10 protein-coding genes are annotated in these 14,585 nt (G+C 61.5%); 5 read left to right on the top strand and 5 right to left on the bottom strand.

Features of this window, described 5'->3' with window-relative positions:
* Positions 1-108: 108 nt before the first annotated feature.
* The gene (locus M1D99_RS19165) at positions 109-1,038 is read right to left on the bottom strand and encodes an alpha/beta fold hydrolase (RefSeq protein ID WP_434571073.1); all 930 of its coding nucleotides are present in this window, start codon (positions 1,036-1,038) and stop codon (positions 109-111) included.
* Positions 1,039-1,306: 268 nt separating this feature from the next.
* Here M1D99_RS19165 and M1D99_RS19160 point away from each other — a divergent pair, with 268 nt between their 5' ends.
* Both M1D99_RS19160 and M1D99_RS19155 read left to right on the top strand, forming a co-directional pair.
* Entirely contained in the window at positions 1,307-2,392 is a 1,086-nt protein-coding gene (locus M1D99_RS19160) for a diguanylate cyclase (protein ID WP_434571071.1), read from the top strand.
* An 85-nt stretch (positions 2,393-2,477) separates the two neighbouring features.
* On the top strand, positions 2,478-3,716 hold the full coding sequence (locus tag M1D99_RS19155) for a M20/M25/M40 family metallo-hydrolase (RefSeq protein WP_458130617.1): 1,239 nt from the start codon (positions 2,478-2,480) through the stop codon (positions 3,714-3,716).
* A 155-nt stretch (positions 3,717-3,871) separates the two neighbouring features.
* Here the strand turns inward: M1D99_RS19155 and M1D99_RS19150 are convergent, their stop codons facing one another.
* The 4 genes from M1D99_RS19150 to xthA all read right to left on the bottom strand — a co-directional run bounded on the left by M1D99_RS19150 (position 3,872) and on the right by xthA (position 8,162).
* On the bottom strand, positions 3,872-4,216 hold the full coding sequence (locus tag M1D99_RS19150; protein ID WP_434571069.1) for a DUF6124 family protein: 345 nt from the start codon (positions 4,214-4,216) through the stop codon (positions 3,872-3,874).
* A 427-nt stretch (positions 4,217-4,643) separates the two neighbouring features.
* Positions 4,644-5,636 carry an RHS repeat-associated core domain-containing protein gene (locus tag M1D99_RS19145; protein ID WP_458130616.1) on the bottom strand — a complete coding sequence of 331 codons (993 nt, stop codon included), beginning with the start codon at positions 5,634-5,636 and terminating at the stop codon, positions 4,644-4,646.
* A gap of 162 nt (positions 5,637-5,798) precedes the next feature.
* Complete coding sequence (locus M1D99_RS19140) at positions 5,799-7,133, bottom strand: substrate-binding domain-containing protein (protein ID WP_186706613.1); 1,335 nt, start codon at positions 7,131-7,133, stop codon at positions 5,799-5,801.
* Positions 7,134-7,349: 216 nt separating this feature from the next.
* The gene (gene xthA, locus M1D99_RS19135) at positions 7,350-8,162 is read right to left on the bottom strand and encodes an exodeoxyribonuclease III (RefSeq protein WP_458130615.1); all 813 of its coding nucleotides are present in this window, start codon (positions 8,160-8,162) and stop codon (positions 7,350-7,352) included.
* A gap of 177 nt (positions 8,163-8,339) precedes the next feature.
* On the opposite strand from xthA, the gene M1D99_RS19130 reads away from it, so the two are divergent.
* From M1D99_RS19130 to M1D99_RS19120, 3 genes are all read left to right on the top strand, one after another.
* Entirely contained in the window at positions 8,340-8,984 is a 645-nt protein-coding gene (locus tag M1D99_RS19130) for a GNAT family N-acetyltransferase (protein ID WP_186706615.1), read from the top strand.
* Positions 8,985-9,049: 65 nt separating this feature from the next.
* Positions 9,050-10,777, top strand: a complete 1,728-nt coding sequence (locus tag M1D99_RS19125; RefSeq protein WP_458130614.1) for an autotransporter assembly complex protein TamA — start codon at positions 9,050-9,052, stop codon at positions 10,775-10,777.
* Complete coding sequence (locus M1D99_RS19120; RefSeq protein ID WP_458130613.1) at positions 10,774-14,460, top strand: translocation/assembly module TamB domain-containing protein; 3,687 nt, start codon at positions 10,774-10,776, stop codon at positions 14,458-14,460. Before M1D99_RS19125 ends, M1D99_RS19120 begins: the two co-directional genes overlap by 4 nt.
* The last annotated feature ends 125 nt before the right edge of the window (positions 14,461-14,585 follow it).

The raw sequence follows: 14,585 nt of genomic DNA, 5'->3' as shown, positions 1-14,585 counted from the left end.
ACGAAAGATCGCAGCCTTCGCCGGTCCCGGCAAACGAAGAATCTTCAGGACTTCATTCTGCCAGGGACTGACCCACCGGTTCACCACCGGGCGTTGCTTGCATCATGATCACTGCCCCAATCCCTTGAGAAAGTCACGGTACAGCGCCGCGGTTTTCCCTGGTTGTTCGATCATGGGCAGGTGGCCGATCCCGTCCCAGATTTCCACACGCAAGTCCGCGATGCCCTTGCTCCATGCGGGTACGCTGCTGACGTCGATCACCCGGTCCTGGCGACCCCAGAGCAGCAGCGAAGGGGCACGAATGGCGGCCAAGTGGGGCTCCATTGGCGGGCTGGCGCGAAAGTCGGTGTAGATCTCCGCCAGTTCTTCGCGTTGCTGTACATAACGCTCGGCCACCGCGGCCATGACCATGCCGGGTACCCAGGGCGGCGACGCCATGGTCATTGCGTAGAACGGCATGAACTCCTCCCGCGAATGCACGAGGGACGGGTTATGACCGGCGGCCAATTGGCGGTCCATGTCGCTGGGCTGGGGGGAGGTGACACCGGCCGGATTGAGCAGCGCCAGGGTCAGCACGCGGTCAGGCGAAGTGGCTGCCAGCCACGCGGCGAGATGCCCACCCATGGAATTGCCGATCACGTGGACCTTGTCCAAGCCGCAGGCGTCGAGCAATTCGATGATTCGCCGGGCCTGGGTCGGGATGTCGTAGCCGCCGCCGGCCTTGAAGCCGGTTTCGCCATGGCCGGGGAGGTCGGGGATCACCACTCGGTAATCACCAACAAGATGTCGGGCAACCCGCAGCCAGAGGTTCTTGTCGCCGCTGTAGCCGTGCAGCATCAGGATGCTGGCGGACGCTTCATAAGGCCCGCCCTGCCAGGTCGACACGGTCATTTCACTGATGGGCACGGTGATTTTGCGCAACCGGTAAAGGCGTGCTTCCAAGGCCATGCTCATGTCGTAGATCACATGGCCAATGCCGGGATAGGTCAACCAACTCCAGGCGATAAGTACAGCAATAACCACGAACAACACCAGCATGTTTTGCCCTCCATGGGCTGCGACAGAATGTAATCAAACGGATCAGGCGGTGTTCAGTGAAGCTTAACCCGGGAACATCGTTGCCCAGGAACCTGCTTTGCGAGGTGTCACGGACTTCCTTGTCATATATAGCCAAAATCCGAGCAGAGCCCCGCATTTTGACGAAGAAAATACCCCTGCATTCAGTGGTGGCTATTTGATGCCGCCCTGATAGACTCCAGGCAAGCCCATCCCGATGATTCGGGAAACCCGCGGTGCAGAGGCGTCTATGCAAAAGACGGGAAAAAAGGGACTGTCGTTGGCCAGGAGGCTCTACGTATCGCGCATCCTGGGCCTGACGCTGGGGTTGCTGCTGGTCAGCGCCGCGCTCTATCCCCTCGATCCGCCGCCCTGGGTCTGGGGCCTCATGCTGTTCAACGGCCTGCTCTGGCCGCACCTGTCCTATGGGTGGGCTCGCCGATGCGCGGTGCCGTACCACGCCGAACACCGCAACTTGTTGATCGATGCCTTTCTCGGCGGCTTCTGGGTCGTGGCGATGCAATTCAACCCGTTGCCCACGGCCGTCACGCTGGCGATGATGGCGATGAACAACGTCGCCATCGGTGGTCTGCGTTTCCTGCTCGTCGGGGTTGTGGCCCAAGTGGCGGGCATCGCCGTGGGCATGGTGATCTTCCCGTTGACCGGCGTGCCCATGACCAGCCCGACGCAGATCTATGCTTGTCTGCCGCTGCTGTGCCTGTATCCGATGGCACTGGGTTGGATCTGCTTTCGCCAGGCCTACACCCTAGGGCGGCAGAAACGTGAGTTGCTGGCCCTGAGTCGTACCGACAGCCTGACCGGGTTGCTCAACCATGGCGCCTGGAAAGATCGCCTCAACGAGGAGTTCCAGCGTTGCGGGCGCCATCCAGCGGACGGGACGGCCCATGGCGCGATTGCGCTGATCGACATCGACCATTTCAAAGCCATCAATGACACCTATGGCCACGGCGCCGGCGACGTCGTGCTGCGCCGGCTCGGCAAGCTGCTCAGGCAGAACCTGCGCGCCGCCGACATTGTCGGGCGTTATGGTGGCGACGAGTTTTGCGTGGTCTTGCCGGACCTGACCCTGCATAACGCTGTGCAGGCAATGGATGGTTTGCGTGAGCGCTTCGCGACCCTCAGCTACGAGCAGGATCCGGCGCTTAAAGTGAGCCTGAGTATTGGCCTGGCGGTGTTCAACCCGGCGTATGGCGACGCAACGTTTTGGCTCAACGATGCAGACCAGGCGTTATACGAAGCCAAGACCAGCGGGCGCAACCGGGTCACTTGCCACCGGCATCGGCCGGTGCTGGAAGCATCGGTTGTTTCCCTCTGAGATGGCCACCTGCTGTCTAGAGCCTTGGTTCATTGTCGGGTAGGGTGCCTATGGCACTCTTTCGATACGGAACAAGGATGAAATCATGACGATGACCGCTGTTCGCTCCCGTCTGGCCGTCAGCCTCGGCCTGAGCCTGGCCCTTGGCGCCTTCACCCCCATGGCCTTCGCGCAACCCCATCAACAAATCCTGACCGATGCGCAGCAGTACCAGGGCGAGGCCCTGAAACTGCTGGAGCGGCTGGTGAATATCGACTCCGGCTCCGGCTATGTGCCAGGGCTGACCCAGGTCGGTGACATTGCCATCGACGAGCTGGAAAAGTTGGGCGCTACCATCGAGAAGGTGCCGAATTCGGACGGTAGCCAGCACATCCTGGCGACCCTCAAGGGCACCGGTAAAGCAAAAATCCTGCTGATGGCCCACATGGACACGGTGTTCAAGGAGGGCTCGGCCGCCGAACGCCCGTTCCACATCAAGGATGGCCGCGCCTACGGGCCGGGGGTGATGGATGACAAGGGCGGCATCGTCGCCGGGATCTACGCCTTGAAAGTGCTCAAGAATCTCGATTTCAAGAATTACGCGCAAATCACCTTCCTGCTCGACGCCAGCGAGGAAACCGGCTCGGACGTGGCCACCGACCTGATCAAGAAAACCGCCAAGGCCCACGACGTGACCCTCAACCTCGAGCCGGGTCGCCCGGCCGACGGCCTGGTGGTGTGGCGCAAGGGCAGTGCCACGGCGCTGGTGGAGGTCAAGGGCAAGGCGTCCCACGCCGGTGTCGCGCCGGAACTGGGGCGCAATGCGGCGATGGAAGCCGCGCACCAGATTCTGCAATTGGGCAAGCTCGGCGACGCAGAAAAGAAAACCACCATCAACTTCACCGTGCTCAAGGCCGGTGACCGGACCAACGTGATCCCCGACCAGGCGAGCGCCAAGGCCGATGTGCGCGCGGCGGTGCCGGAAGAATTCGACCGTATCGAAAAAGACCTGGCCCGTGTTTCAAAGGACAAGTTGATCGCCGACACCGAAGTCACCACCAGCCTCAAGCGCGGCCTGCCACCGATGCCGCAGACGGCGGAGTCTGACCGATTGATGGCCATGGCCCAGGGCATCTATGGCGAACTGGGGCGCAAACTGACCGAAGAAGGCAGTGGCGGCGCGGCGGACGCCAGTCTGTCAGCCGGGGTCGGTACGCCGACGCTGGATGGGTTTGGCATCGTGGGTGGCAATATCCACACGCCGGAGGAGTACGCCGAAGTCGAGAGCGTGGTGCCAAGGATTTATCTGTTGTCGCGGATGATCATGGAGTTGGCGGGGCGGTAACAGGCCGCTCGTTCAGTCATGACACACATGCCCTTGTGGCGAGGGAGCTTGCTCCCGCTGGACTGCGCAGCAGGCCCAAGCTTTTGGTTAGACACAAAATGCTTGGGGCCGCTTCGCGACCCAGCGGGAGCAAGCTCCCTCGCCACGGGATGCCGCTATGTCGACGGGCGCGCTTCGACGTTGTCCAGCGCTCGGTCTGCCAGCTGTCCACTCAATTCGATCAATTGGTGGATGCCCAGGGCAATGTGGCGCCTTGAGCCTTCCAGGTCGAAGGCCAGGTCGTTGAGCATGGCGTTGGCCGAGGCCAGGTTTTCGCTGAGGTTGGCGAGCAGGGTTTCGGTGTCGACACCGTTGGCGACTGTGAAGAGTTGGCCTTCATCAGCCTCGGGTTTGCTGGGTTTGGGCTTGAGGTAGTGGTCGAGGGCGCGGTCGGCGGCTTTGTCGAACGCTTTTGACTTGGCTGGATCGGTGTCCGGCGGGTTGGGTGTTGGTTTGAACATGGATGAAACTCCAGATAAGAAATTGGAGCCATCACTCTCGCTACCAAACGAAGGGTGGTGGCCATACGAAGGTTGGTAGACCGGTTACCTGGCAACCCGGCGCGTCCGAGAACGCCCTGCGCATGACCACCATAAAACAGAGGACGTAGAAGTCCCTTGCATCAGGATGCACGTGCGCCAGGAAACCGGGCTACCAAACCCGATCGCTGATTCGTCAGCGACCCGGAAACGATAAAGCCCTGGCCCCAAGGCGCACAAGCCGGCGGATTCTGGCGTAGTTGTAGGCAATGGCGCAAGACGCGGCGGTTCGGTCCTACATGAATATCAGTCCGATAAACTCCTGGCTTCTGTGGCGAAGTAGCTTGCCCCGCTCGGCTGCGCAAGAGTCATAAAATGGCCGGGGAGGTTCCCCTTACCTCATAGGAATTCAATCGCTGTCGACACTGGTGTCGCTGGCGGCATCCTCGCCATATACTTCCTTTCTCCTTGCTCTGCTGGCTTCCTTTCTTATCCGTTCTTGATCTCTGCGGAAGTTCGTTCGTAGCTCCTTTGGTAATTCTTTGCCCTTGGCGATGGCGGCATAGACTGGGTTTCCAATGACTTGGGAAGGAAGGTGCTCCTGCTCCAGACCTAGGGCAATGTTTGAAAATTTCTGTGCTCGGGCGACAGTTCCTGGCTCGGTGTTTCTCAATAATCCGGGAATGGAGCGTAGATTGGCCTTAACTTTTATATTTATCGTTGAGGAAGTGAAGGATAAATATTTGAGTTCGCGAGGTTCGAGATAGCCTAGTAGGTTTTCTACCGCTGCGTCTGGTAGGCGTTCTAAGTTGGACAGCGCACTGTTCAATGGAACGTCAGGCATTTTTTTTAAGGTGGCAGTTGTTGCTTGTTGCCATGTTTTTATAACGTTTATTTTGGTGATCAGGGTTTTAACCGCGGAGTAAAAAGAAAGATGGCCGTTCGGGTCATTTTTATTTATAGGATCACCGTCAAAAGCCGCATAAGCATTTATACCTCCCTTGCCGAAGGGGCTCCAGCTGTCGGGGCTGTTGAAACGCATCAATACAGGGTTGAACGCTCGATAACCATTACCTAATAAGTAATGCCCAGTCACTGGATCCGGCCGTTCACCCTTGAACCCGAGCATCTTCATCAGACGCCTTTCCAACGAAAGGTAGCCATAGGGCGTATAGGCAAGTGACTGAAACGAACCAGCATCGATAGTACTCAATAGTGATCGTTGCTCATCGGTGGTCAATAATCGGGTGTTGGTGCTTTGACCTTCGTGCTGAAGCATCGCCAGCAGGCGATTGCCGTGCTGGAAAATGCTGGCGTGCCCAGTTGTTTTAGTTTCAGTCGTTAGTTTGTTTTTCTGATAAAAGCGTAGAGTGCCAGTGTCTTCATAAGACTCGCATTTCACTAACCTATCCAAAGGGTCGTAATCATATCGGCATAAAACGCTTGTATGAGGTGGGGTAGGCATTGGTCGTCTACTCAAGGATGAAACCAGCTTCTAGCGTCCGCGTTTCTTCAACGATTGGCTACTATCAGAACTGTTAGTGATTCAGACGAAACCAAGCATTCAGTAAACCCAAACCTCCACCCGCCGATTCCTGACACGTCCTTCATCCTCGCTGTTGGCCGCCACCGGCATCAACGCCCCGAACCCTCGCACTTCCCGTAGCGCCACGCCGTATTTGACCAGTTCCCGTCGCACCGCCATGGCCCGCAGTTTGGACAACAGGTCGGCCCGGGCCGGGTCGTCCTTGGCGTCGCCAAAACCCACCAGGGTCACGCGTCGGTCGGCTTTTCCATGCTGCTTTATATAGTCGAGCACGCGCCCCAGGTCCTGGTGGGCCTTGTTGTCCAGGCTGGCGCTGCCTTCTTCGAAACGAAAATTCACGGTCAAGCGTTGGGCATGGCGGCTCAGGGCCTGGTAGCCCTCGGGCATCAGTGCATTCGGTGCGACGGCCATGGCTTGGACGGTCTGGGCGATGAAACCGTTGGCGGCGACGATGGCCTGGCCTTTGTCGCTTTGGGTAAACGCCACCAACGCTTCGGCCCAGGGGTTGGTGCCCCAGGGTGGCAGATAGAAGAACAGGCGCCGGGACAGCGGGTAGTCCTCGGTGGCGATCAGGTGGTTAAGCGGCAGCATGGGCTGGGATGCGCCGTCGACAATGGCCAGCGCCTTGGCCTGGCGCACGTAGGGCAAACCGATGAAACCGATGCCTTGCGGGTCCTGGCTGACCGCGTCGGACAACTGTTCGCTGGACTCGAAGCGTCGCGCTGTAGGATCCAGCCGTTTTCCCTGTCGGCTAAGGACCAGTTCCTTGAAGGTGTCGTAGGTGCCGGACTGCTCATCCCGGGCGTACAGATGAATCGGCCCGCCTGTGCCACCGACGGCTTCCCAGGTTTTTGCCTCGCCGCTGAATATTCGAGCCAGCTGTACGGTATCGAGCTGGCGCAGTGGGTTGTGGGGATGAAGGATGATCGCCAGGCCATCGATGGCGATGACTTGTTCGGCGGCAGGACTTTTCAGGTCGCCCAGGGACGACAAGTCCTTCAGTTCGCTGTCCTTGATCGGCCGGGAGGATGCCGCCAGGTCGGTGCTGGCCTGTTTGAGGGCAGCAAAGCCGGTGCTGGAGCCGTGGGCCGCGATATCGACCTGCACCCGCCGGCCATCGGCGGTCTGGCCGACGATGCGCTGCTCATTGTCGCGCCCCGTGATTTCGCTGCTGACCCTGAGTAGCCCCTGGTCCTCCATCAATCCCCTGACCAGCGCCGGTCCCAGCGCCGCACCGATGGTATTGGAACCCTGCAGGCGCAAGGCTGGGCCGTGTTCGGGAATGGGCAAATTGCCGGCCCATGCCACGAACGGCAGCCAGAGGCCCATGAAAAAGACAACACACAGCCGCATGCCGGCACCTGCTGAACCCGAGGAAGTGCCGGAAGATTAAGTCAGTCAGGTTACTGAAGGGTGACAGGGGTGCTACCTGTTAGCCCGACTCACCACAAATCTCCTGTGGGAGCGGGCTTGCTCGCGAAAGCGGTGTGTCAATCGACGTAAATGTTGAATGTGCCGACGCCTTCGCGAGCAAGCCCGCTCCCACAGGGGGATGTGGATGCTTCGGACTTAGCCCAACTGCAACCAGATCGGCGCATGGTCCGACGGTTTTTCCATGCCCCGCAACTCATAGTCCACACCGGCATCCTTGACCCGTGGCAGCAGGCCGTGGGAGGTGAGGATCAGGTCGATGCGCAGGCCGCGCTTGGGCTCGTCCTCGAAACCGCGGCTGCGGTAGTCGAACCAGCTGAAACGGTCGATGACGTCCGGGTTCAGGTGGCGGAAGCTGTCCACCAGGCCCCAGTTCTTCAGGCGGGCCATCCATTCGCGCTCTTCCGGCAGGAAGCTGCATTTGCCGGTCTTCAGCCAGCGCTTCATGTTGTCCGGGCCGATGCCGATGTCGCAGTCTTCCGGGGAAATGTTCACGTCACCCATTACCACCACCGGTTGGTCGTTGCTGAAGCGGCTTTCCAGCAGATGCTGCAGATCGCTGTAGAAACGTTCCTTGGCCGGGAATTTGGTCGGATGGTCGCGGCTTTCACCCTGTGGGAAATAACCGTTCATGATGGTCACCGGCACGCCGTTGGCATCGGCGAAGGTGCCCCAGATGAAGCGCCGCTGGGCGTCTTCGTCGTCACCTTCGAAGCCTTTGTACAGGCTCAGCGGTGCCTGGCGGGAGAGCAGGGCGACGCCGTAGTGGCCTTTTTGTCCGTGGTAATGCACGTGGTAACCCAGGGCCTGCACTTCGGCCAGGGGAAACTGTTCATCGTGGACCTTGGTTTCCTGCAGCCCGATCACATCCGGCTGGTGCTTCTCGATCAGCGCCGCCAGCTGATGGGGGCGGGCGCGCAGCCCGTTGATGTTGAAGGAGACGATCTTCATGGTCGGCTGTCCTGGCAAAACTGCGATGCTAGCTGACATGTGGGAAGGGAGCCAGCGTGGCAGTAGGACAAATGCGCTGCTAATGTCCTTTGCATGTAGGAACGATCACGACCCTATCGAGTTCGTACTCAATAAGAGCAGGGCCTTACCGAGCCTCGCCCCAGGAGATCCAACGCCATGCCTGAAACCGCCATCGCCGACGTCCATATGCTCGACAGTGGTTATTCCCGTGAAGCCCGTTCGTTGCTGTACCAGGCCTATCGCCATGAGCCGACCTTCAGCTACCTGTTCGAATCCGAGCGTCCCGGTTATGAACAGCGGGTACGGGCCACGGTGCGTGAGCTGGTCAAGCAGCATTTTCTCCAGGACCTGCCGGCCATCGGCCTGCTGGTCAACGACCGCCTGATCGGCATCGCCCTGATCGCCCCGCCACAACGGCGCCTGGGCATCACCGAAAGCTGGGCCTGGCGCCTGCGCATGGTCTTGAGCACTGGTTTTCGTTGCACAAGGCGCTACTTGGACTATCACGCAGCGGTGCTGGCCTGCCTGCCGTCCGATGCGGTCCATGTACTGCCGCTGCTGGGGGTGCACCCACAGTTCCAGGGCAAGCATTTCGGCGAACAGTTGCTCACGGCGGTGCATAACTGGTGTGCGGTGGACGAACATTCCCGGGGCGTGGTGCTGGACACCGGTAACCCGCGTTACCTGGAGTTTTATAAACGCCAGGGTTACGAGGAAATCGGGGAAGTGGCGGTAGGACCGATCCGCGAGCATGTGTTCTTCCACGCCAACCCGCAGGTTCTGCAAAGCGCAACGGCATAGTCGGGCGAACTTTTAGGAAATGTCCGGCTCTATCAGGCACCTACGCTCGTGATAGCATCCGCGCCATGAACCGCTCAGGAAGAATGATCAGTGGTGCGCTCTTGCTGTCCCTCAGCTGCGCGGCCCTGGCAAAAAGTGAATTGGAAGTACGCGTCCAGCCGTCCAACGACGAACTCAAGGCCAACGTAGAAGGTTACATCGGTGGCTTGGGTGATCGTGACGAGGAGGCCTTGCTGCGCTTCAGTCGCGGCGCCGAGGAACAGGCGCGCAAGGCCGCCCAGGCGCTGGGCTACTACCAGTCGCAAATCGACAGTGAGGTCAAGGGCGGCAAGGACCCGCGCCTGGTGCTGACCATCGACCCCGGCGAGCCGGTGCACTTGCGCAATGTCACTGTGCGCATCGATGGCCCGGCGGCTTCGCTCAAGGCTTTTCGCGTACCCGGCAACGCCGGCCTGAAACCCGGCGCGGTGCTCAACCATGGTCGTTACGAAGACGCCAAGCGGGTCATCCAGAACCAGGCCTCGCGCTATGGCTATTTCAGTGGGCGCTTTACCCAGCAGAAACTCCTGGTAGACCCCCAGGCGGGCCTCGCCGACATCGAGCTGGTCTACGACAGCGGCCCGCGTTATGCCTTGGGTCCGGTCAGCTTCGAGGGCGACACGCCGTTCGACGAAGACTTGCTGCAACGCATGGTGCCGTTCAAGGCCGGCACGGCGTACGATTCCGAACTCATCGCAGAACTCAACCAGGCCCTGCAATCGAGCGGTTATTTCGAAGGCGTGCGCGTCGATGCCGCGCCCACCGCTGCCACCGATAACGTGATTCCGGTGGCGGTCAAGCTCGACACGCGCAAGCCGCGCACCATGGGCCTGGGCCTGGGCTTTTCCACCGACGTCGGTCCCCGGGCCAAAGCCAACTGGACGCGTCACTGGGTCAACCCCCAGGGCCACAGTTATGGCTGGGAAGCGGAAGTGTCGGCGCCCCGGCAGAACGTCGGCCTGTGGTACGACGTGCCGCTGGACCCGCCGCTGACCGACAAGATGCGCTACGCCGGCGGTTATCAATATGAAGAACTGGCCGGCACCGACAGCCTAAGCAAACTGCTCACCGTGGGCCCGGAATGGCACAGCAAGTTGCCCAGTGGCTGGCAGCGGGTGGTGTCGCTCAAGTGGCAGCGCGAGGAGTACCGCCTCGGCGACGATGCGGGCCTGAGCACGTTGTTGATGCCCGGCGTGAGTTATTCCTACCTGCGCAGCGACAACCGCATCGACCCGCACAACGGCTACCGTTTGCAGTTCGACACCAAGGTCGCCAAGGAAGGCCTGGGTTCGGACAACAACCTGTTATACGGCACCGCCATGGTCAAGGGCCTGACCACCGTGTTCGACAAGCATCGGCTGCTGGCTCGGGCGCAGATCGGCGGGAGCGCCACCAATGGCTATAAATCCATTCCGCCGTCCCTGCGCTTCTTCGCCGGTGGCGACCAGAGCGTGCGCGGTTACGACTACCAGAGCCTGTCTCCGGAGAACTCCGAGGGCGACCGTATCGGTGGTCGCTATATGGTCGCCGGCAGCCTGGAGTATCAATATTCCATCGCGGAAAAATGGCGGGTGGCGACGTTTATCGACCAGGGCAACTCCTTTAATAGCCTGGAGCTGCCGAGCCTGAAGACCGGCGTGGGTGTTGGCGTGCGTTGGGTGTCGCCGGTTGGGCCGATCCGCCTGGACCTGGCCCATGCGATGGACGACGAGGGCGGCATTCGATTGCACTTTTCCATGGGGCCTGAGCTGTGACGCGTGGTTTGAAGACAACGCTGCTGGCGCTCGCCGGGGTATTGCTGGCGGTCGTGCTGGCCTTGAGCGTGGCGCTGGGCACGGCCTTTGGCAGCCGCTGGGCCCTTGGCCTGGTGCCTGGGCTGAGCGTGGAGAATTTCCAAGGCCGACTGGGCGGACAGTGGAGCGCCGATCGGCTGCTGTGGCAGCAGGGCGACAGTCGGGTGGAGGTGGATCGGTTGATATTCGCCTGGTCGCCGCTGTGCCTGGTGCGCATGACCCTGTGCATCGAGCAGCTCAAGGCCGACCAGGTCGCGTTGCGATTGCCAGCCTCGGCCGACGAGCCAAGTAGCGGCCCGATCAGCTTGCCGGACCTGGACTTGCCGCTCGCGATCGAACTGGGCGATGTGCAAGTCGGCAGCCTGTCGTTCAACGGGAGCGAGCAGCTCAAGGGCTTGCAATTGGTTGCCCATTGGACCGCCGAGGGCCTGCAGATTGATTCGGTGCAATTACAGCGCGACGCGCTGGGTCTGCAGCTGTCCGGCTTGTTGAAGCCGGGCGGCGACTGGCCATTGAACGCCGAAGGCCGATTGACCTTGCCGGCGCCAGGTGCGGCGCCCTGGGCCCTGGACCTGAAAGTCGACGGCAACCTGCTCACGACCCTCAACCTCAAGGCCGACAGCAGCGGCTACCTGCAAGGCCAGTTGACCGGTGAGTTGCAACCGTTGGCGGACAACCTGCCGGCCAAGGTGCGCATCACCGCCGACGGCTTCAAGGCCAGCGGCGATCTGCCCGACACCTTGTTGCTCAACCAGCTGGAATTGACCGGCGCAGGCGATCTGAAAAACGGCTACCAACTGCTCGGCAAGGCGACCCTGCCGGCCGAGAAAGGACCGGTGGCGTTGCTGCTACAAGGCACCGTGGACGCCAATGGCGCACACATCGCCGGTTTGGACCTGGACGCCGGCGATCAGCAAAGCCTGAAGCTCAACGGGCAGTTGGACTGGCGCGAAGGCCTGAGCGCCGAGGCGAAAGTCGCCTGGCTGGATTTCCCCTGGCATCGCCTTTATCCGCTGATCGACGAGCCGCAGGTGACCTTGCGCAGCTTCAACGGCGAAGTCTCATACACCGATGGTCAATACCTGGGCAACTTCCAGGCCGCCCTGGACGGACCGGCCGGAGCCTTCAGCCTGGACAGCCCCTTCAGCGGCGACCTGACGCAAATTCATCTGCCACAGCTCAAGCTCGCCGCGGGGCAGGGCAAGGCCGAAGGGCACCTGAGCCTGCAATTTGCCGACGGCATTGCCTGGGACACGGCGCTGCAACTGTCGGCCATCAACCCGGGGTACTGGCTGGGCGAACTGCCCGGGACCCTGGCCGGGCCGTTGCGCAGCAAAGGGGCGATGAAGAACGACCGCCTCGACCTCGACGCGGACCTGGACCTCAAGGGCAAGCTGCGCGGCCAACCGGCAAAATTCCAGGCCAAGGCCAGCGGTGCCGGCGAGCAGTGGAACCTCAGCGCGCTGGATATCCGCCTCGGAGACAACCGCATCAACGGCAGCGCCAGCCTGCAACAGAAACTCACCGGCCAGATCGACATCAAGCTCTCGCGCCTGGCCCAGCTCTGGCCGCAACTGCGCGGCCAAGTGGTCGGCCGGGTCGACATGGCCGGCACGCTCAAGGCGCCCCAAGGCAAGCTCGGCCTGCAAGGCACGCAGTTGGCGTTGCAGGACAATCGCCTGCAAAGCCTGAACCTCGCTGCGACCCTCGACAGCGCCCAGCGCGGCAAGCTCGACCTCAAGGCCAGTGGCATCCGCGCCGGCGAAACGTCGTTAGGCGTGCTGACCGTCAGCGGGCAGGGCGACATCAAGCGGCAATCACTGAACCTGGATTTGCAGGGGCCGCAGCTCGACACGACCCTGGCACTCGACGGCGCCCTCGACCAGGGCAGTTGGCGCGGGCGCCTGGCCAGCGGCGAGGTGCAGGCCGGCGGTCAAGCCTGGCGCCTGCAAGCCCCAGCGAAACTCGAGCGCCTGGCCGATGGCACGCTCAACGTCGGCGCCCATTGCTGGCGTTCCGGTGAAGCCAGCCTGTGCGGTGAAGACCAACGGCTGATGCCGGAGCCAAAGCTGCGCTATCACCTCAAGCAATTCCCCATCGAAAGCCTGGCCCAGTGGATGCCCAAGGATTTTGCCTGGCAGGGCCGGCTCAACGCGGACCTGCAATTGGACCTGCCGGCCAGCGGCCCGAATGGCCGCATCCTGGTGGATGCCAGTGGCGGCACCTTGCGGATTCGGGATAAGGCGAGTGATAAACCGCGATGGCTGGACTTCCCGTACCAGACCCTGACGCTCAACAGCCGCCTGACCCCCAAGCGCATCGACACCGACCTGAATTTCGTCGGTGCCAGGCTCGGCGAACTGATGCTCCAGGCGCAAATCAACCCGCTGCCGGCGAGCAAGCCCTTGAGCGGCTCATTCCGCCTGACCGGCCTGGACTTGTCCGTGGCCCGGCCGTTCGTGCCGATGGTGGAAACCCTCACCGGTCACCTGAACGGCAGCGGGACATTATCCGGTGGTTTGCTCGCGCCCCAGGTCAACGGCAACCTGGTGCTCAGCGACGGCGAAGTCTCCGGGCCGGAGCTGCCGGTCAGCCTCGAAGCCTTGCAAGTGCGGGCGATGATCGCCGGCGAAACGGTACGGCTCGACGGCGACTGGAAAAGTGGCAAGCGCGGGCAGGGCCGCCTGACCGGAACCATCGGCTGGGGCGAGGTCCTCTCCATGAACCTGGCCCTCAAGGGCTCGCAACTGCCGGTCACCGTTGAGCCTTATGCGGTGCTCGACGTGGCGCCGGACCTGAACATCACGATGCAGGGCGAGCAGCTTTCCATTGCCGGCAAGGTCCTGGTGCCCAAAGGCGAGATCACTGTTCGCGAACTGCCACCGTCCACCGTCAAGGTCTCGGATGATACGGTGATCGTCGGCCACCAGACCGAAGAGGGCAAGGCGCCGCTGGCCATGGCGATGGACATCGACGTGATCGTCGGCCAGGACAAACTCGCATTCTCGGGTTTCGGCCTGACGGCCAACGTCCAGGGCCAGGTGCACATCGGCGACAACATGGACACCCGCGGTGAACTGTGGCTCAACGACGGCCGCTATCGTGCCTACGGGCAACGACTGACGGTGCGTCGGGCACGGCTGCTGTTCGCCGGACCCATCGACCAGCCCTACCTGGACATCGAAGCCATCCGCCAGACCGACGACGTGATTGCCGGCATTCGCTTGAGCGGCAGCGCCGAGCAACCGACCACGCAAATCTTTTCCGAACCGGCCATGAGCCAGGAGCAGGCATTGTCCTATCTGGTGCTGGGCCGACCGCTGAGCACCACGGGCGAGGACAACAACATGCTCGCCCAGGCCGCCTTGGGCCTGGGGTTGATGGGCAGTTCGGGGGTGACCAGCAGCCTGGCCAATAACCTGGGCATCGATGATTTCCAGCTCGACACCCAGGGCAGCGGCAATACCACCAGCGTGGTCGCCAGCGGCAACCTCTCGGAAAAGCTCAGCCTGCGCTACGGCGTCGGCGTGTTCGAACCGGCCAATACCATCGCCCTGCGCTACAAGCTCAGCAAGAAGGTCTACCTCGAAGCCGCCAGCGGCGTCGCCAGCTCGCTGGATATCTTCTACAAGCGCGATTTCTAACCTCTTCCTGAATCCCCAACGTCCAATGTGGGAGCGGGCTTGCTCGCGAATGCGGTGTATCAGTTAGCGATTTGTTGACTGACACGCCGCATTCGCGAGCAAGCCCGCTCCCACAGGTTTGTCTG

This window comes from Pseudomonas sp. R3-41 (assembly GCF_054161485.1).
Note: the sequence above shows the minus strand (reverse complement) of the source record. Positions and strands in the feature narration are given on the sequence as shown.